15 protein-coding genes and 1 tRNA gene are annotated in these 18,811 nt (G+C 32.6%); 5 read left to right on the forward strand and 11 right to left on the reverse strand.

Annotated elements, in window-relative coordinates:
* Positions 1-52: 52 nt before the first annotated feature.
* Both GMC_RS0117860 and GMC_RS0117870 read right to left on the reverse strand, forming a co-directional pair.
* Entirely contained in the window at positions 53-895 is an 843-nt protein-coding gene (locus tag GMC_RS0117860; protein ID WP_010523429.1) for a c-type heme family protein, read from the reverse strand.
* A gap of 344 nt (positions 896-1,239) precedes the next feature.
* Positions 1,240-2,076 carry a type IV pili methyl-accepting chemotaxis transducer N-terminal domain-containing protein gene (locus GMC_RS0117870; RefSeq protein ID WP_010523430.1) on the reverse strand — a complete coding sequence of 279 codons (837 nt, stop codon included), beginning with the start codon at positions 2,074-2,076 and terminating at the stop codon, positions 1,240-1,242.
* A 264-nt stretch (positions 2,077-2,340) separates the two neighbouring features.
* Between GMC_RS0117870 and GMC_RS0117875 the strand changes: the two genes are divergently transcribed.
* From GMC_RS0117875 to GMC_RS0117885, 3 genes are all read left to right on the forward strand, one after another.
* Positions 2,341-3,723 carry a CmpA/NrtA family ABC transporter substrate-binding protein gene (locus tag GMC_RS0117875; protein WP_010523431.1) on the forward strand — a complete coding sequence of 461 codons (1,383 nt, stop codon included), beginning with the start codon at positions 2,341-2,343 and terminating at the stop codon, positions 3,721-3,723.
* Between the two features lie 177 nt (positions 3,724-3,900).
* Positions 3,901-4,986 (forward strand): ABC transporter permease, encoded by a 1,086-nt coding sequence (locus tag GMC_RS0117880; RefSeq protein WP_010523432.1) that lies wholly within the window; start codon positions 3,901-3,903, stop codon positions 4,984-4,986.
* Between the two features lie 111 nt (positions 4,987-5,097).
* Positions 5,098-5,961, forward strand: coding sequence for an ABC transporter ATP-binding protein (locus GMC_RS0117885; protein WP_010523433.1), 864 nt, complete (start codon positions 5,098-5,100; stop codon positions 5,959-5,961).
* Positions 5,962-6,047: 86 nt separating this feature from the next.
* On the opposite strand, the gene GMC_RS0117890 is transcribed toward GMC_RS0117885, so the two are convergent.
* Positions 6,048-6,120, reverse strand: a tRNA-Gly gene (locus GMC_RS0117890).
* Between the two features lie 153 nt (positions 6,121-6,273).
* Here GMC_RS0117890 and GMC_RS0117895 point away from each other — a divergent pair.
* Positions 6,274-7,095, forward strand: coding sequence for an ABC transporter ATP-binding protein (locus GMC_RS0117895; protein ID WP_010523434.1), 822 nt, complete (start codon positions 6,274-6,276; stop codon positions 7,093-7,095).
* An 868-nt stretch (positions 7,096-7,963) separates the two neighbouring features.
* Here the strand turns inward: GMC_RS0117895 and GMC_RS22435 are convergent.
* The 3 genes from GMC_RS22435 to GMC_RS0117905 form a co-directional block, all read right to left on the reverse strand.
* Positions 7,964-8,068 carry a hypothetical protein gene (locus tag GMC_RS22435; RefSeq protein WP_238528040.1) on the reverse strand — a complete coding sequence of 35 codons (105 nt, stop codon included), beginning with the start codon at positions 8,066-8,068 and terminating at the stop codon, positions 7,964-7,966.
* A gap of 20 nt (positions 8,069-8,088) precedes the next feature.
* The gene (locus GMC_RS20280; protein ID WP_010523436.1) at positions 8,089-9,138 is read right to left on the reverse strand and encodes a molybdopterin molybdotransferase MoeA; all 1,050 of its coding nucleotides are present in this window, start codon (positions 9,136-9,138) and stop codon (positions 8,089-8,091) included.
* A gap of 360 nt (positions 9,139-9,498) precedes the next feature.
* On the reverse strand, positions 9,499-10,329 hold the full coding sequence (locus GMC_RS0117905) for a hypothetical protein (protein WP_010523437.1): 831 nt from the start codon (positions 10,327-10,329) through the stop codon (positions 9,499-9,501).
* A 168-nt stretch (positions 10,330-10,497) separates the two neighbouring features.
* On the opposite strand from GMC_RS0117905, the gene GMC_RS0117910 reads away from it, so the two are divergent.
* Positions 10,498-11,007: a DinB family protein gene (locus tag GMC_RS0117910; protein WP_010523438.1), complete on the forward strand. Its 510-nt coding sequence runs from the start codon at positions 10,498-10,500 to the stop codon at positions 11,005-11,007.
* Here GMC_RS0117910 and GMC_RS0117915 read toward each other — a convergent pair.
* From GMC_RS0117915 to GMC_RS0117935, 5 genes are all read right to left on the reverse strand, one after another.
* Positions 11,004-11,234: a DUF6095 family protein gene (locus GMC_RS0117915; protein WP_010523439.1), complete on the reverse strand. Its 231-nt coding sequence runs from the start codon at positions 11,232-11,234 to the stop codon at positions 11,004-11,006. The two genes, GMC_RS0117910 and GMC_RS0117915, sit on opposite strands and share 4 nt — an antisense overlap.
* A 2-nt stretch (positions 11,235-11,236) precedes the next feature.
* Positions 11,237-12,046 carry an N-acetylmuramic acid 6-phosphate etherase gene (murQ, locus tag GMC_RS0117920; protein WP_010523440.1) on the reverse strand — a complete coding sequence of 270 codons (810 nt, stop codon included), beginning with the start codon at positions 12,044-12,046 and terminating at the stop codon, positions 11,237-11,239.
* Between the two features lie 394 nt (positions 12,047-12,440).
* Positions 12,441-13,289, reverse strand: coding sequence for a DUF4249 family protein (locus GMC_RS0117925; RefSeq protein WP_010523441.1), 849 nt, complete (start codon positions 13,287-13,289; stop codon positions 12,441-12,443).
* A gap of 2 nt (positions 13,290-13,291) precedes the next feature.
* Positions 13,292-15,667, reverse strand: coding sequence for a TonB-dependent receptor (locus GMC_RS0117930; protein WP_010523442.1), 2,376 nt, complete (start codon positions 15,665-15,667; stop codon positions 13,292-13,294).
* A gap of 519 nt (positions 15,668-16,186) precedes the next feature.
* The gene (locus GMC_RS0117935; RefSeq protein ID WP_010523443.1) at positions 16,187-18,412 is read right to left on the reverse strand and encodes an NADP-dependent isocitrate dehydrogenase; all 2,226 of its coding nucleotides are present in this window, start codon (positions 18,410-18,412) and stop codon (positions 16,187-16,189) included.
* Between the last annotated feature and the right edge of the window lie 399 nt (positions 18,413-18,811).

An 18,811-nucleotide genomic window follows, 5' to 3' on the forward strand; every position in this document is an offset into this window, starting at 1 on the left:
AATGCATGCAATTTTTTTTATGCAAATTATTTTAGAAAAAAAATTGTTTTATTTAATTTGAAGCTACTGGAACTCCTTTTTTAACCAATATTTCAAGTGATTTATATGATGTTAACTTACGTACACTATCAATAAATACTTCTGCTGTTGGTAAATTAAATCCTTTTGAAGGCCATGTATTACCAATTGCTGGTTTTGGACTGTTTTTAAAGTTGGCAATTTCAGCTAAATAAGCGTTGTAAATTGCTTTGGTTCCATTTCGGTAAGCGTTCAGTACACCTATAGCTTCTTTGTATGATAAAGAATCGGAAGGATATTGCCATGTTGTAGCTCCCATTACATCACCTAACTTCCAATCTTTTTTTGTAGTATTTTTATGATCATTGTGGCAATTTACACAAGGGGCAGCCATGGCCATATCAGCAAACATTGCCGTGTGTAATTTTTGTGATTCATCATAAAAAAATTGAGGCTTTTGGTTTGCTTTAATTTTTTTGAATAATTCGGCTTGCTTACCCTCTAATTTGTTGGATGCATTAATCGGAAAATCAGAACCTAAGTATAAGCCTAGCGGCACACTACTTTTTCTTATGTCTGATGAGATTCCTCTTAAAAATAAAGCAGGTAATGGTCCGGCTTCAACTTCATCATCTTGCCAGTCCTCATCAAATTTTAAACCTTGTTTTTTGCCAGCGCCTACGATACCTTTTGTATAAAGTGTTCTTGTAACATCGTTTTCTGATGCTACCATTTCTAAAACCTCTTCAACAGAAAAAGCTTTGTCATTAATAGCTATTTCTGTTGCACTTTCTTCAGGCATACTACCACCACATGATGTTAGTATTTTAGTCAAACTTAATACTAGTGCAAATTTTGTAAACTTTAGATTTTTCATAAACAAATGAATTTAATGGATTTTTATGTTAACAACTATGTAGGGAGTGTGCACATGATTTCAACAATAAATTCAATATCAAACTAAGTACAAATACTTAGTTATTTTTTGGTAAAAATAAGTAATAGTATCTAAATAGAATGTATGATTGTATTTTTTTTTCGCTGAAAAGTAAAGTTTTGATAATTGTTCATTTTTTAAAATCATTATTGCTTATTATGCAATAGCATTTAAAACCCAAAAAAGGGATTACCTTTACAGTAATCCCTTTTTTTAATTATCATTTATTAGTTAAATATCAATAAAAATAGTCTCTATGTAATTTTTAAGTGTTTTAAATTGTGTTATAATGAAGTATACTGACCGGTAATAATATTGTATAAATTGGTAATTTTATTACTCAGCATCATTATTTTTGATAGTGGTATTTTATTATTGAAAAAATCTCTTTTATTGTCTTCAATTTGGTTAAATAAAGTTAGCACCTCGCCAATTTTTTGTTCAATAGTAAAAGTGTTTAAATCATTTATAAGTAATGAATTTAAGGAGTTATTCATTTCTGCATAAATTTTTTCAACTTCAACACACAATCCTTTGTAATTTAGTTTTTCTTTTCTGAAAACCCTACATGCGGTGTAGTATAAGCATAGCCGTTGTGATAGCATGCGTTGTTTTCCAGATAAATTGACAGTTTCCACTTTTAACTGATCTTCGTTGTTGCTTTCAGAAAACTCTTTGCTGTATTTTGAGTCTTCTTCAATAGCTAATACTAAAGAGTGGCAGCGTTTCAATAATTCGTTTGAAGATGTCATTACATTGTTCAAGTTTTTGTTGGACCTGTTATTAATGATGTTTTTGAACGTTTCCCATTGTTCTTTTTCTCTTTTGACTGCTGCACGTACCTTTGGAGATGATTTTTTGGAATTCGTTTCAAGTATACTCAGGTTACGTTGAAATAATTGCAAACTTGAATTGTATTCGCTATTCACTTCATTTCCATTGGCTCCAGCCAAACGTAATAAGTAAATTTTTGCAATACGCTGTGACAGCATGCGTTGTTTTCCTGAAATATTTGTAGCTTTTTCATAACTAATATTTCCAAATTTTTCTTGCTCGTTAGCAAAACTAAAATTAATAACACAAAGTAGTGTTATTGTAGAAAGGGTAATTAACTTTTGCATTTGTTATAAATTGGGGGTTGTATTTATTTTTTTTCACAAATTTAAGTAATACTTATCTATAGAACTAAGTATTTTGTGTAAAAGTAAGTATTAAATGTATTAAAAAAGATCTTTACTGACTTTTTTTGTAGAAAATATCTTACATAAATATTTATTTAACAGTTAATTGAGTATTTATTTTAAAAAAATAAGTATTATCTACGTATTAATACGTAATTAATACTTATGTTTGTGGTGTTAAAGAAAATAATCAATCCTATATTTATGAAAAAAACATATTTACATATAGCAGCAGTAACTTTTGCAGCTATGCTAGTTTCTTGCGGAGGCGAAAAGAAAAAGAAGGCTTCAACGGAATCAACTCCAGAGCCAGAGTCAAATAGTGAGCAGTTAGTTATTGAAAAGCCACAGTTAAAGTTTGGTTTTATTAAACTGACAGATATGGCGCCTTTGGCAATTGCTAAAGAAAAAGGATTTTTTGAAGATGAAGGGTTGTTTGTTTCTGTGGAAGCACAATCAAACTGGAAAAACATTTTAGATCGTGTAATTGATGGTCAGTTGGATGGATCACATATGTTAGCAGGTCAACCTATTGCTGCTCAAGCAGGTTTTGGTCGTCAGGCAGAATTAATTACTCCCTATTCCATGGATTTAAATGGTAATGGTATTACCGTATCTAACGATGTTTGGGCTAAAATGAAACCTAATGTAAAAAAGGACGGAAATGGTAAGCCAGTGCATCCAATTTCAGCTGAATCTTTAAAGCCAGTAATTTCTGAATATAAAAAAGGTGGTAAGGCATTTAAAATGGGAATGGTATTTCCAGTATCTACGCATAACTACGAAATCCGTTATTGGTTAGCTGCAGCAGGAATTAATCCTGGAATGTATACAGCAGAAAATATTCAAGGGCAGGTAGATGCTGAGGTATTGTTATCAGTAACTCCTCCACCACAAATGCCAGCTACTTTAGAATCTGGTACTATTTATGGATACTGTGTAGGGGAGCCTTGGAATCAGCAAGCTGTATTTAAAGGTATTGGAGTTCCAGTGACTACAAATTATGATATCTGGAAAAATAATCCTGAAAAAGTATTTGTAATGACTAAAGAGTTTACTGAAAAGTATCCAAATACTACAGTGGCAATTACAAAAGCGCTAATTAGAGCAGGAAAATGGTTAGATACACCTGGTAACAGACCAGAAGCGGTTGAAATTTTATCACGTCCTGAATATGTAGGTGCACCAGTGAAAGTATTAGCAAACTCAATGACAGGTACCTTTGAATTTGAAAAAGGCGATAAAAGAGAGATGCCAGATTTTAATGTGTTCTACCGTTATAACGCAACTTATCCTTTTTATTCTGATGCAGTTTGGTTTTTAACACAAATGCGTCGTTGGGGGCAAATTCCTGAAGGGAAGCCGGCAGATTGGTATGCAAGCAAAGCAAAAGATATTTACAAGCCTGAAATTTGGAAAAAAGCAGCTGAATTGTTAGTGGCTGAGGGTAAAATACCAGCTACTGATATTCCTCAAACTGATGGGTATAAGCCAGCTACAACTGAGTTTATTGATGGTAATAAGTACGACGGTAAAGATCCAATAGGGTATATCAATAGTTTCAAGATTGGAAACAAGGATAAATAATTTAGGGAGTGTTGAATTTTTTTAACACGTGAATTTGGAGGGGTTGTGATACGCTCCTCCATTTTCTTCAAAAATTCAACAACCTATAATAGTGTAATCAAATTTTTAATATTATTTAATTTTTAAATAATTCAATACTCGATATCAGTCAGATATTAATCCCTAAAAATATATATTATGAAAGATAAATCGATCAATCTTTTAAACTTTGTTGGCTTAGGTATTTTTGAGCCAGTAGTTAGATTAGCAAGTGGCGAAGAGGTTAAAAAAAACCTTTCGCAGCTAATGAAAAGTATTGTATTTCCGATACTTTCAATTCTTTTGTTTTTGCTTTTATGGCATGTAGGTGCTAATGCACTTTACAATACAGAAAAAGAATTTAAAATTGAATCAGCTCGTGAATCAGGAGGCGAAGCAGCTGTAAAAAGAGAGTTAGCCCGAATTGATTCTGGCGAAAGCTCAATAAACTCGTTACCATCGCCAATAGCGGTAGTTGGAGCGTTTAAAACACTAATTGCAGATCACAAAGAAATTAGTGCAAAAAAGTCAGCTTTTTTAGAAAAAACTGCAGCAATGAATGAAAAGCGCGAAGCCCAAGGTTTGGCGCCAATTACATATACAGGTAGGCCGTCATTTATAGATCAAGTACTCACTAGTTTAAAAACAGTTTTTGCTGGATTCTTTTTGGCGTTGTTTTTAGCAGTACCTATTGGTATGATTTTAGGGTTGAGTGAATCTTTAAGAGCTTCATTCAACTGGCTCATCCAAATTTTTAAACCAGTATCACCCGTAGTTTGGTTTTTATTGGTGTATATGATTGTTAAATCATTAACCCTTACTTATGATGGAGATGTATCTTTTATCATTTCATTTATTGCAGTTGGATTATGTGCTATGTGGGCTACATTGGTAAATACTACTTTAGGGGTATCATCAGTGGATCAGGATTACATAAACGTTGCTAAAGTATTGAATTTAAGTGTAGGTCAAAAGGTGTTTAAAATTGTATTACCATCAGCATTTCCATTAATATTTACAGGTTTACGTATTACGGTTTCTGTGGCTTGGATGGTACTTATCGCTATTGAGTTATTATCGCAAAGTCCAGGACTAGGAACATTTGTTTGGGAAGAATTTCAAAATGGAGCAAACGATTCAAATGCAAAAATAATTGCAGCTATGTTTGTCATCGGTATTATCGGTTTCTTGTTGGATAGGTTAATGTTTTCTGTACAGAAATTAATGACGTTCACTGAAGCTTAATCGGTTATTAGTTGATCATTTGTAAGCCGTATGATTGGTTCTTTAAAAAAAGTTAAAAATAAATAACCAATAGGCGAATAACTGATAACTGACAACCATAAACTAAAATTTATGGCAGCACATATTGAATTAAGAAATGTATCAAAGTCTTATGGAGAAGGTGATGATAGAGTAGAGGTGTTACGAAATATCAATTTAGTAATTGAAGAAGGAGAGTTTGTAGCAATTGTAGGTTTTTCTGGTAGTGGAAAAACAACGTTAATAAAATTGATTTCTGGATTAGAATTTCCTGATGAAGGAGAGGTGCTTTATAAAGGAGCTCCTGTGACTGGTCCAAGTTTAGATAGAGGTGTTATCTTTCAGAATTATTCTTTATTGCCGTGGTTAAATGTTAGGAATAATGTAGGAATGGCGGTAAAGGAAAAATTCAAAAAATGGACTAAAAGTCAGGTAGGATCTCATGTTGAAAAATATGTTGATATGGTAAGTTTATCGCATGCGATAAACAAACTACCTAAAGCTCTCTCGGGTGGGATGCGCCAAAGGGTGTCAGTTACCAGAGCATTATCTTTAAGCCCTGATGTTATTTTAATGGATGAACCTTTAAGTGCATTAGATGCGCTTACCAGAGGTACGTTGCAAGATGAAATTTTAAATATTTGGAGTAAGGATAAAAAAACTGCGTTATTAATTACTAATGATGTTGATGAGGGTATTTATATGGCTGATCGTATTATACCATTGCGTCCAGGACCAAAGGCAACTCTTGGGCCCATATTTGAAGTAAATATTGAGCGTCCAAGAGATAAAACGGAATTGAATAATAACGATAATTTTAAAAAATTACGTAATTCAATTTTGGAATATTTAATTAAAATAGGTTCGGAGCGGGCAGCTAAACTGACTAATGAATATACGTTACCTGATTTAAAGCCAATTCCAAAGGGTAGGTTGTTTCAGGGAACAAGAGCTTAATGAGCTGTAAAGAGGTAATAAATTTATTTTAAGTATTATTTAAAATAAAAAAATCTCGTAAATAACTATCTACGAGATTTGTTTCGAGCGGGAGACCAGGTTCGAACTGGCGACATTCAGCTTGGAAGGCTGACGCTCTACCAACTGAGCTACTCCCGCATACGCTTATATAATTAAGCGGTTGCAAAAATACACTTTTTCTTCAATTTTAAAGGAGAAAACAAACTTTATTTGATAAAAAGTATAACAAGCAGTTTAATAAGTCAATTGTAAGTTTTTTATACTTTTTATAAAAATTTAAAGACACTAAAAATGGCAGAAACAACAATAAATAAAGAATCTCGAATAGATAATGGTTTATTTAGCAACGAGATTATGTTAGATATAAATCAATTAACTAAAATATACCCTACTCCTAAAGGAGATTATGTTGTTTTAGATGATTTGGATTTAAAAGTAAAAAGAGAAGAGTTTATTTCAATTATTGGGCATTCAGGTTGTGGTAAAAGTACCTTGTTAACAATGATTGCTGGGTTAAATGAAATTTCCAGAGGAACCATTGTTGCCGATAATACCACGGTAACTGGTCCTGGTCCTGATAGGGGTGTAATTTTTCAATCTCCTAGTTTATTACCTTGGTTAAGTGCTTATGACAATGTAATGCTTGGTGTAAAGCAAGTATTTGCGCACGGAACTAAAAAAGACCGCGATGATATTGTAAAGTATTACTTGGCTAAAGTTGGTTTGGAAGATGCAATGTTTAAAAAAGCCAAAGACCTTTCACAAGGAATGCAGCAACGTGTGGGTATTGCTCGTGCTTTTGCATTAAAACCTAAAGTATTATTATTGGATGAGCCTTTTGGAATGTTGGATTCATTAACTAGAGGTGAATTACAGGATGTATTGGTTGAAGTTTGGAATCAGGAAAAAATTACTGCAATTATGATCACGCATGATGTTGATGAATCTATTTTATTAGCTGACCGTGTTATTATGATGACTTCAGGTCCTAGAGCTAAAGTGGGTGATATCCTAGAAATTGATTTTGAACGTCCTCGTAATCGTGCAGAATTAATTGAGCATCCAGATTATTACAAATACCGTGAGCATTTAATTAATTTCTTAGAACATTAAGATAAATAGTTGATTATCCCGTTAGTGTTTTTAGTTAAAATTTTCATGATAGTAGCAAACGCTTTATAAGTTAGAAATCTGACGGGATTTTTTTAAATAACTAAGTATGTAAATAGATCTATTTTTTTTTATTATTTACTACTCTATAAGTTAAGAATATAATAGCTTAGCTAGCCAATTTGGGTTATCATATTTTAAGTCTGTACCAATGCGAACCTTTTTGATTGCGTTGGTTTTTTTATGTCCTTTGTTTGGTTTGGTATTTTTTTTACTTCAAGTAGCTAAGGCTTAAGGCTGAAGATCTTATAAAAAGTTAAATACGTTATATTGATACAAGAATGTAGAATGGAGGTATTAAAACTATGTTTGTGATTACTTCATTTTACAAGTCATTTATTTATACGCCTGAAGTAGTGGGCGTGACCAATAAAGTAAAAATATAACTGATACTTCCTATTTCTAAAACGTTACTATCTGTTTAATTACGATTTTTTTTTTGCAATTAGCTCAGTTTCATTTTTAGAATAACTGATAGTATAAAAGTTTATTAATAAATGATTTCTATAGAAAATTACTGTTATTAAAAGCGAGTAATTTGCAGTTTATTTTACATATATCCATCTAATTACGCTGTTTATGTATATAATTTTGTGTAAAATGATTGATTTTTTAAATTTTAATAAAAAATAAGAAAATAGTTAAATACTTATTTTTTATTAAGTATTAATGCGTAATTTTGAGATAGATTTACGTATAAGATTACGTAAGAAAAATACTATAAAATAGTATCCCTGTTTATTAGAATATTGTTAGTATTCAAAATAGTTAAGCTTTGACTCGTTTTGCAACAGGGATACTTGTTTTTTTATTATTTAGGAAGTAAAATCACTTCTACTTTTTCAAATGATTTGATAAAATTAGTGTTTTCAGGTATAAAAACCAAAGCATTCGCATTGTTGAAGCCCTGAATCATTGCAGAGCTTTGATAGCCTACTATTTCCACATTTTTTTTGTTACTATTGCTTTTAAAAATTGAGCTCGTACGCCTTTTACTTGGTAGTCATGACTTATTATCTTTTCTGTTTTGGGTAAATGAATTTGATGGTGTTGAGAAAAATTTCGTAGTAATGGAAGGGCATAAATATAAAAGCAAGTTAATGCTGAAGCAGGATTTCCCGGTAAGGCAAAAATATAAGTATGGTCTTTTTTTCCAAAAAATAGCGGCTTGCCAGGTTTCTGTTTGATTTTGTAAAAAATTTCAGTCGTGTTCAAATTTCTTAAAGCTTTTCCTACAAAATCATAATCTCCTACCGATATTCCACCGCTCACTAAAACAAAATCATTTTCAGCAATTACTTTACTCAATAAATCTTTAGTACTTTGATAATCATCTTTTACTTTATAAATACTGTAATCATGAATGTGATCATTTTCTAATGTAGTACTCAGTAGTATGGAATTACTTTCGTATATTTTACCTGCTGGAAGTGTTTTTCCTGGAGTAACAAGTTCGCTACCAGTTATTACAATGCCAACTTTAGGTTTTGGATAAACGTTTAGTTCGGCGATGCCCAAGCTGGCCAAAAAACTTAATTTTGATGGGGTTAACTTACTTCTTTCTGCCAAAGCAAGTGCTCCTTTTTTTATTTGTTCTCCTAAAGGGCGAATATTTTGTTCGTCAACAGGTGGTTCTTGCACTTGTAAGGCTCCTTTAACAACTTCGGTTTTTTCTTGCATAATTACTGCGTTGGCACTGTTAGGTACAGCAGCTCCAGTAAATATACGAACAGCATCTCCTACATTTAGTTGTACATCAGCAGCGTCTCCCGCTTTTATTTCGCCAATTATATTGTAAATATTTGTTTCATTAGTGTTTACGGCGTAACCATCCATTGCAGATTGCCTAAATGGGGGCATATTTATCAAAGCATGCACATTTTCAGCGGTAGTATAATTTAAGCATTTTGAAATAGGTAGCCTTATTGGAGTAGCTTTTTGTTTGTGAGCTTCTATTTTTTGTAAAGCTTCAGCAACTGAAATCATGGTATAATTTTTTGTAAAAATACGCAATGCTATGCATAACTTAAACAGACTAGATATTGAATTTTTTTTCTAGTGCAATGTTGATATGTCAATAATTAAAGGTACTGAGGTGTAAAGTTATTTTTTTGTGCTTAAGGCTACTCTAACGTGAATAAAATATTAATAGCTATTTCACAGTACGGATTAAAATTAGTAGCTACAAAATAATAAAGTGCGAATTTGCTTTGTATTTTTTTATTACACTTTGGGGCGAAATGTTGCTACTAAAGTTGAGCAATACAAACAAAAACGCACTTGTTTTAGGTTAAGTTTTTTATGGGGTAAATGAGCAATAAAAACGTTAGTTTTTTGAAGAGGTGATTAAAATCCTGAAGCACAGTTAGAAAAAAGTAACATAGCCTTTTCAGATATTTCATTTAATTTTTCGGTATATCTGAATTTAGTATCGTTTAACTTTTCAACTTTTAGTTGTTGTTGAGTAAAGGTGTAGTTTTGTTTTGCGGCTCTATAAGCTTGTTCGCAGCCAAGCGTTTTGGCTAATTTGGTGTAAGCACTTTCAATTTGAGCTAAGGCAGCTTCGGCGTTTGATTTTATAGATAATTGTTTTTGTAATTCTAAATGTTTTTCCTGTTTAAGTTTTAGCTCTTCTTGTTTTTTTAATTCAAGCTTTTGTTTTAGCTCTTTTTGAAGTCTAACTAGTTCTTCCTGCTCTGCCAATAATTCATCCCGTTCAGCGGCTATGTTGTCAAAATCATCATCGTAGCTATTGTCAGCTACTGCAAAGTTGTCCAAAGATTCACTTCTGTTTTTGTATTTGGAAACGTCTGTGTTAGCACATATGGATAATGCATCGATCATTTTTTTAGCTTTTTCTCTAGCTCTTTTGGCGTAAAAACGACTGCGTTCCCAAGTATTTTCTTCCAAAGATTTTTCAGCGGCTACAATTCCTTCGTAAGCATAATTTGAAGCATCATTACAACCACAATTTGCAGTTACTTGTTCAACTTCACTCAACGTTTCAATAGCTTTTTCAGTCCATTCTTGGACATGATCCGTATTGGTAGCCTCGTAGGCGTTGTTTGTATGTGCTACACTATAGTTAGCTGCACTAAAGGCATCATTACATTCCGATTGGCTGTAAATATTTACAAAAAAAAGTAGACTAATGATTAAAATTGAAAAATTTTTCATGCTATTAGGTTGATTTAATTTTATTTGTGTTTTACAAAGATAATATAATTTTGCATTTAATCGAATAAAAATGCTTTTAATCCATTATTTAATATGTTAAAATTTTCCAAAAAATAATTTAACTTACTTTAACTTAGTAGTTAATTTTATAATAAGTATATTTAAATTATGAGATCAGCCATAGTATCAGCAATCAATCAACATTTAAATCAAGCTAGTTTATTACTAGATGTAATTACTAATCAACAATATACTGATGAGAGTGTAGGCCCTTATTACTCAAGTGTTGGCTCGCACCTTCGACATACTCTTGACTTTTTTAATTGCGTTATTGACGGTTTGGATCATAATCAAATTGACTTAACGGCTCGTAAACGGCAAGAAGAGGTGGCTACTGATAAAGAAGTTGCTAAATTGCATATTGCAAGAATTCAAGAAACTCTTGTAAGTTTTTTGGATATAAATACCGATTATCTGCTACATGTTACCGATAATCTAGGGCAAGGGAATGTAACAGTCAATTATACACTTGACAGTATTATGGCGCACGCAAACAGTCACGCAGTGCATCATTTTGCAACTATAGGGTATGTTTTGCATCAATTAAATGTGGAACATACCATAAAAGGTTTTGGATACAATCCTACAACGCCAATAGAAAAAAGAAAGGGGATTTAATCAAAAAAACTTTTTAGCATAAGATTCAATCCTTTTAATATAAGGAATATGGCTAAAAACATGATCAGGACTCCTGGTATAAGTACGACTAAAAACCAAGGGTGATCTTTATTCATAAAAGCATTATATACAATTACTGGCCCCAAGGCAATAGCGCCTAAAGCCATTACTAAGGTTTTTACGCCTTTTGCCAGTAATTCTTTGTTGGTTTTTTTTTGATTTTGCATAGTTATTTTAGGGATTCTAGTGCTTTTCTTACATTACCATATTTACTAATAAGTTTTTTTGCTTCAATGTGTGGGATATTTGCAGTATCTACAAGCATTTGAATGGCTCTTTCCACTAATTTGTCGTTGCTTAGTTGCATATCAACCATTCGGTTTCCTTTTATTTTGCCAAGTAATACCATTGTGGCAGTTGAAATCATATTTAAGGTCATTTTTTGAGCGGTACCCGCTTTCATCCTGGAGCTGCCAGTCACAAATTCAGGACCTACGTTAATTTCAATAGGGAATTGCGCTTCTAACGCAAGTGGACTATCAGGATTGCAAGTAATGCAAGCAGTAGTTATTTGATTGTTATTGCATTTTTTTAATGCATGAATCACATAAGGCGTTGTACCCGATGCAGCAATACCTATAACAATATCTTTAGAGGTTATTTTTTTTTGTTGAAGATCTAACCACCCCTGAATGATATCATCTTCGGCATTTTCAACAGCTTTTCTAATAGCGGTATCTCCACCAGCAATTAAACCTTGTACCAATTCGTGAGAAACACCAAAAGTAGGTGGGCACTCGCTAGCATCTACAACACCCAGTCGGCCACTGGTACCTGCACCAATATAAAAAATTCGCCCCTCTTGCTTTAGCAAAAGCGCAGCGCGTTCAATAACACTACTAATTTGAGGAAGTGCTTTTTCAACCGCAAAGGCAACAGTTTTATCTTCATTATTTATACTCTTTATCAACTCAAGAGCAGTCATGTGCTCTAAATTTGAATAATTGGATTCTTGCTCTGTTATTTTTTTAAAAGACATATATGCAAAGGTATTTAACCTTTTATAAATACGTTGATGCTTCGTGTAAATTTTCGAAATTGTGCTTGTAATTTTTTTTAATTTCTTTTACTCATATTGAAAAGATGCTACACGAAAAACATTAAATAACAATCGGTATCATACTTTTTTGATTTTCAAATTTTTAAAAACATTTCATTAATAAAGGGACATTTTTTCTGTAAATAAATAGAAAATAATTAAATTAAAGATTGTAACAATTTGATTTGTAGGGGCTGTTTTTTATACCTTAAGTGAAATGGTTATTATTTTTAAAATTTCAAATGCTAGTGATTTTGAGTAAATTTTTTGGGGTGTAGCATTTATACCTTTTTAAAATAATGCGCTTTAAGTTGAAATTATTTGCTTTGAATTACTACTCTAGTTGGTTGTTTGGAATAAGGGAAACATCTTTAGTAAATACCTCGTTGACACGGAAGTATCCAAAGGGAAAATCATCAGGATCAGTGGTGTTTGCGATATTACCACGCGCATCAAATGGGGTGGTAGCAAATGGGCCGTTGCTTGATTCGCCAGATAATTCAATAATAGCGTTTACGTAACTATGAAAACGCTTGTCGGACCCCAAAAATCTAATTTTAAAAACATCTCCTTTAATTTCCTCGAAAAACTGAGTGGTAGGTGTTTGTGCACCGTCCTGAAAAAAATCCTCATGTTCAATGGCTTGCAAATTACCCCAGCCAAAATCGAAAACATAAAAATTTTCCATGTTAGGAATATCTGTATACTTAATTTCTACAGCAAATTCATCTGTATCAAAATCACTTTCCCGTTTTACTTGTACTGCTGAATCAATAGGAGTGGAGGGATTCAATTGCTCGGTACTTTCATAGGTGATATTATTATGTACTACTGTAAGCTTGTACGCACTATTGGGGTCAATAACAAGATTGTCACTAGGTGCATTTTTGTAAAGACCTTCATTAAAAGGAGTATTCAGTAAATTAAATATTTGACCTGTATTCAGGTGGGTAATGGAAACCGAAGCGTTTTCGACATAATTAGGCGCTGTAGAAAAAAAGGGAGTGCTAAATGATATTCTTACTCTGGCCTGGTCTTCAAACGTGTTGTTGGTTTCATAAACTCGCTCTAAAGCTGCGTTTATAACCAACCTCGCAGGAGATTTAGGGAGGTCAACATCAATAACTTCTTCGCAACCAAATAGTGCAAAAAATATAATGAAAAGTGAGCTTATTTTTTTCATAATTAAAAATTGAAATTATACGTAATCGAAGGAACAATCCCAAAAATAGCTAATCTGGTGGCTTCATTTTGTAAGGTTTCATTGTTAAAACCAAAACTAATGCTTGTTGCATTTTTTCGGTCATAGGCATTATAAACACTTAAAACCCATTCGCTTTTCAATCTTTTTTTAGAATCAGGTTTAGGGGTGTACCCTAAAGAAAAATCCAATCTATGGAAGCTGGGGAATCTACTTGAATTACGTTCTTCAAAATCGGGCACGATCACTCCATCTAATGGTTCAAATTGATTCGTGGGAAAAGCGGTAGGCAAACCAGTTTGAAAATTAAATGCAGCGTTGGCTTTAAATTTTTTACTTAGGCTGTAGGATGCAGTTAATGATATGTCGTGAGTTTTATCAAAATTAGTAACAAACCATTTGCCATTGTTGATGCCAGGTTCAATGGGTGTGCGGCCTTTTATTTGTTGTTCGGTTCTTGATAGTGTATAGGCTAGCCAACCTTTAAATCGACCTTTATTTTTTTGGAATAAAAATTCCAATCCATAGGAACGACCGATGCCATTTAACAACACTCTTTCGATGGCTTTATTGGCAATAATATTTGCGCCATCAATGTAATTAATTCGGTTTTTAATTGTTTTAAAATAGGATTCCACTGATAGACTATAAATATCATCTTTCAAGTTTTTGAAATATCCAACAGCAAATTGATTACTTAATTGCGGTTTTACAAATTGACCACTCGGTTCCCATATATCTAATGGAGTAGGGGCAGTTGTATTGGATATTAAATGAATGTATTGTGCTGTACGTTGGTAGCTCGTTTTTATAGATGTGTTATCGCCAAAACTCATTGAAAAGCTTAGTCGTGGTTCCAGATTGGCAAAAGACTCAGTAACTTTTCTTCTTGAAACGGAGGTAATACCAATTTCTTCAGCTTCTTCATATTTTCCTAGTTCTTCATTAAAAACCACCGCTTCATCGTTAGCGTATTGAAAAATTTGATTTTGTCCTAGTCTTAAAAAGGTACTAAGCCGTAAGCCTGCATTCATGGTTATTCTTTTGCTAAAATCAACTTCTGCCTCAGCGTAATATGCAGATTCAATAGCGAATTTTTTAGTTAGCTGTTCCTCGCGTATTGCAGAATCTTCAGTACTTGGGGCAATTTTACCAGGATTAAAATCGTAGTAAAGCTGATTGGTTCCAAATCTAAAAGTAGTAGCATTGTTCTTATAATTTACGAAATCATATTTAAAATTCAAATTCGAAATCCCAGAATTCCACGTAAAACCAACAAAATCTAAATCTAATTGATAATTGTAATTGGTGTAAATTAATGAAGCATTAGAAAATAAATTATTATGGAAAGTATTATTCCATCTTAAATTGACAAAACTATTTCCGTACTGATTAAAAAATTGACCGTTAAATTCGAAAATGTCGTTTCCTAAATAAGACGACAGGTATAATTTATTTTTGTCGTTAATTATATGTTTAAGTTTTAGGTTAACATCGTAAAAGAGCGCTCGATTATTAATATTAAATAATGGTAGAAAAAGATGAACGTATGAACTGCGTCCACCTAAAAGAAATGAGGTTTTTTCTTTTGCCAGTGGGCCTTCAATTAATAATCGGCTGGATACAAGACCAATTCCTCCTTTGGTGTGAAATTCTTTATTGTTACCATCTTTTTGAGAAATTTCTAAAACAGAGGCGATACGTCCACCATAGCGACTTGGAATACCTCCTTTATATAGCTTTAGGTCCTTTATAGCATCGGGGTTAAAAATTGAAAATACGCCAAATAAATGCGAAGAGCTAAATAGTGTAGCTTCATCAAGTAAGATTAAGTTTTGGTCTGTTGATCCGCCTCTAACATTAAATCCGGATGAACCCTCGCTGGAAGTGCTTACTCCTGGTAACTGAGTTAATGCTTTAATAACATCAACCTCCCCAAGTACAGCAGGCAGATCCTTTATTGTTTTTATAGAAAGTTTGTTGACACTCATTTCAGGAGTTTTTATTTTAAACTGTTTTGGAGTATTTTCAACAATAACTTCTTTTAACGTTTGTCTGTCTTTTATTAATTTGATATTAACATTTCTGTCAGCATTCAAACTCACTTGAACTTCATTAGTTTCATAACCAATGTAGCTGTAATTAATGATATGAGTGCCTGAGGGAATAGTAATTGAAAAAAAACCGTATTTGTTTGTTACAGTACCTTTGTCCAAATCTGTAATGTAGATAGTTACTCCAATTAAAGCTTCATTACTATCCGCATCAGCTATAGTTCCACTTAGTGTAACTTTTTGTGCTAAAATTAGTAACGGGAAAGTAAAAAAAAGAAAACCTAAAAAGGAACTTTTAAGATTCATGAAGGTTTGATTTATATAGTTACTAAGGTACTATTTGATTTTTTATTAATAAGGATCGTTACTGTTTTAAATTGACTTTATAAAGTAATTGTTGACTGAACCGAATAACGGTAGCTAACTTAAATGTGCTAGCAACCTAATAATTTCAGTAATTACTATTTATTTTAATTAAAACAATTTAAAATCATCAGTAATATTACTAATAATGCAGACGTATTATTTTGCGATTTGTTACAATCAAAGTTGATTTTAAATTATTGGTAAAGGTTTTTAGTGTTGTTAAATTTGTAGCATCATTTATAAAAAAATAAAACAGCTCATTTTTTACTTGATATTCAAAAATAGAACAACATCGTAGTTAGGGCTATGCTTATGGTTTCTTGCTCATTAAAACAAAAAGCCACTAACTTTATTTGAGCAACTTAAAATCAGGACTAGTAAAGTGATTTAACGGGGTAAAAATAACAAAGCCAAATCAAAATAGATTTGGCTTTGTTGTAAAGTTAAAGTGTTCATTTTTTAAATACTGGCTAAAATAGTATTTAAAGTTTCACTTGGTCGCATAGCGTTTGCTACTTTATCTGTATTTGGCAGGTAATACCCTCCTAAATCAACAGCATTACCTTGAGCGTTATTTAATTCTTCAATTATTTTAGTTTCGTTATTACTAAGCTTTTCGGCTATAGGCGTAAAAAGTTGTTTTAACTTTTCATTTTTTGTTTGTTTGGCTAATGCTTCAGCCCAATACATTGTTAAATAAAAATGACTACCTCGATTATCAAGTTCATTCACTTTACGTGAAGGTGATTTTTTGTTTGTTAGAAATTTTTCCGTAGCTGCATCTAAAGCATGAGCTAAAGCGAGTGCCTCAGCATTATTGTTAGCTTCAAATTCATGTTCCAATGACACTGCTAAAGCTAAAAATTCCCCTAAAGAATCCCAGCGTAAATGTCCTTCTTCAACAAATTGTTGTACGTGTTTTGGGGCAGAACCACCGGCACCGGTTTCAAATAGTCCACCACCATTCATTAATGGTACAATAGATAACATTTTAGCACTTGTGCCTAATTCAAGAATAGGAAATAAATCGGTATTGTAATCACGTAAAACATTACCTGTTACAGAAATAGTATCTTCGCTATTTTTCATTCGAGCCAACGAAACCTTAGTAGCTTCAATAGGTGATAAAATTCTAATATCCAGGCCATCAGTATTGTGGTTCGGTAAATAGGTGTTCACTTTTTTAATTAATTCAGCGTCATGTGCTCTGTTTTCATCCAGCCAAAAAATAGTGGGAACATTTGTTGCTTTAGCCCTGTTAACAGCTAATTTAACCCAGTCCTGAACTGGAGCATCCTTGGTTTGGCACATTCTCCATATATCCCCTTGTTCCACAGTATGTGAAATTAACGTAGTACCGTTGGAGTCAATAACAGCAACAGTTCCGTTAGCTGTAATTTCAAAGGTTTTGTCATGTGAACCATACTCTTCAGCCTTTTGTGCCATTAGGCCAACATTGGGAACAGTTCCCATGGTACGAGGATCAAATGCGCCATTTTCTTTACAAAAATCAATAGTAGCTTGGTATATACCAGCGTAACTACTATCTGGAATTACAGCTTTGGTATCTTGAAGTTTGCCTTCAGTGTTCCACATCTTACCTGATGTACGGATCATAGCTGGCATTGAGGCATCAATAATTATATCACTAGGCACATGTAAGTTGGTAATTCCTTTGTCAGAGTTTACCATAGCTAAATCAGGACCGTTTTCAAGCGCTGTTTTTATATCAGATTCAATTGCTGCTTTTTCATTTGCAGGAAGGTTTTCAATTTTGGCAACTAAATCACCAAAACCATTATTTTCTTCTACTCCAATTTTTTCTAATTTAGCTGCATGTTTCTGGTACACGTCCTTAAAAAATACTTTTACAACATGACCAAAAATAATAGGATCAGAAACCTTCATCATGGTAGCTTTCATGTGTAATGAAAATAGTATTCCATTACTTTTTGCATCAGCGATTTGTGTTTCAATAAATTTTAACAAAGCTTTTTTACTCATTACAGTAGCGTCAATAATTTCGCCACTAAGCAAATTTAAGTTGTCCTTTAACGTAGTTTTAGTTCCGTTTTGGTCAGTGTGTACAATATTAACAGTGGTGGTATCCGAAAGTGTTACAGATTTTTCATTAGCTCTGAAATCACCACCATCCATTGTAGCTACATGGGATTTTGATTCTTTAGTCCATGCACCCATGCTATGAGGGTTGTTTTTAGCATATTGCTTTACCGGTTTAGGAGCTCTTCGATCGGAATTTCCTTCGCGTAAAACAGGGTTAACAGCGCTACCTAATACTTTTGCGTAACGTGCTTTGATTGCTTTTTCATCATCGTTCTTAGGTTCAGCAGGGTAATTCGGTATGTTGTAACCAGCATCTTGCAATTCAGCAATAGCAGCAGTCAATTGGGGTATTGATGCACTAATGTTTGGTAATTTTATGATATTAGCATCTGGGGATTTAGCTAAAGTGCCTAATTCCGCCAGGGCATCAGATATTTTTTGATTGTCAGTTAAGTTTTCAGGGAAATTGGCAATAATTCTTCCTGCTAAAGAAATATCTTTAATTTCGATATCAATATTTGCAGTACTACTAAAACTTTTAATTATTGGTAAAAATGAATAGGTAGCCAAAGCAGGTGCTTCGTCAGTTTTAGTATAAATGATGGTTGATTTATTGGCCATGAATTTTATATTTTTTTGAATGAACTTACTTTAATTATAACGTTTTATTTACAAAATAAATTATTGTAAATAAATGCACGCGAATATATGAAAATAAGCGCGTTTATATTTGAATTGCTAGTGATTTTACGTAATGTTAAAAATTAGCAAGCGTTTGAGAGTTAGAATTCGTAATTTGTCAATAATTGTCTTAGATAATTGCTTCTTTGGCAAAATGAACTTTAGTTAATTTAGGTGATTATAGTGTTTATAAAGCACTATGCTGAATTCATAATTAAGAAATACCTCTGTAATTGTATTTTATATTGTTTGTGGCATTAAATTTTTTATTTAAAGAGTTTCTTTTCTCGAAACTTTATAATAATGCAGTAGCGTAGTTAAAGCTAAAATTGGAAATAA

Origin of the sequence: Aquimarina agarivorans, assembly GCF_000218485.1 — a bacterium.
In the GTDB taxonomy this organism is placed as follows: domain Bacteria; phylum Bacteroidota; class Bacteroidia; order Flavobacteriales; family Flavobacteriaceae; genus Aquimarina; species Aquimarina agarivorans.

Bases quoted from the DNA above. Each gene is read 5' to 3' on its own strand.
- GMC_RS0117935 (WP_010523443.1), bottom strand. From the start codon at position 18,412: ATGGCCAATAAATCAACCATCATTTATACTAAAACTGACGAAGCACCT.
- GMC_RS0117895 (WP_010523434.1), top strand. From the start codon at position 6,274: ATGGCAGAAACAACAATAAATAAAGAATCTCGAATAGATAATGGTTTA.
- GMC_RS0117910 (WP_010523438.1), top strand. From the start codon at position 10,498: ATGAGATCAGCCATAGTATCAGCAATCAATCAACATTTAAATCAAGCT.
- GMC_RS0117905 (WP_010523437.1), bottom strand. From the start codon at position 10,329: ATGAAAAATTTTTCAATTTTAATCATTAGTCTACTTTTTTTTGTAAAT.
- GMC_RS0117870 (WP_010523430.1), bottom strand. From the start codon at position 2,076: ATGCAAAAGTTAATTACCCTTTCTACAATAACACTACTTTGTGTTATT.
- GMC_RS20280 (WP_010523436.1), bottom strand. From the start codon at position 9,138: ATGATTTCAGTTGCTGAAGCTTTACAAAAAATAGAAGCTCACAAACAA.
- GMC_RS0117860 (WP_010523429.1), bottom strand. From the start codon at position 895: ATGAAAAATCTAAAGTTTACAAAATTTGCACTAGTATTAAGTTTGACT.
- GMC_RS22435 (WP_238528040.1), bottom strand. From the start codon at position 8,068: ATGATTCAGGGCTTCAACAATGCGAATGCTTTGGTTTTTATACCTGAA.
- GMC_RS0117885 (WP_010523433.1), top strand. From the start codon at position 5,098: ATGGCAGCACATATTGAATTAAGAAATGTATCAAAGTCTTATGGAGAA.
- GMC_RS0117880 (WP_010523432.1), top strand. From the start codon at position 3,901: ATGAAAGATAAATCGATCAATCTTTTAAACTTTGTTGGCTTAGGTATT.
- GMC_RS0117915 (WP_010523439.1), bottom strand. From the start codon at position 11,234: ATGCAAAATCAAAAAAAAACCAACAAAGAATTACTGGCAAAAGGCGTA.
- murQ (WP_010523440.1), bottom strand. From the start codon at position 12,046: ATGTCTTTTAAAAAAATAACAGAGCAAGAATCCAATTATTCAAATTTA.
- GMC_RS0117875 (WP_010523431.1), top strand. From the start codon at position 2,341: ATGAAAAAAACATATTTACATATAGCAGCAGTAACTTTTGCAGCTATG.
- GMC_RS0117930 (WP_010523442.1), bottom strand. From the start codon at position 15,667: ATGAATCTTAAAAGTTCCTTTTTAGGTTTTCTTTTTTTTACTTTCCCG.
- GMC_RS0117925 (WP_010523441.1), bottom strand. From the start codon at position 13,289: ATGAAAAAAATAAGCTCACTTTTCATTATATTTTTTGCACTATTTGGT.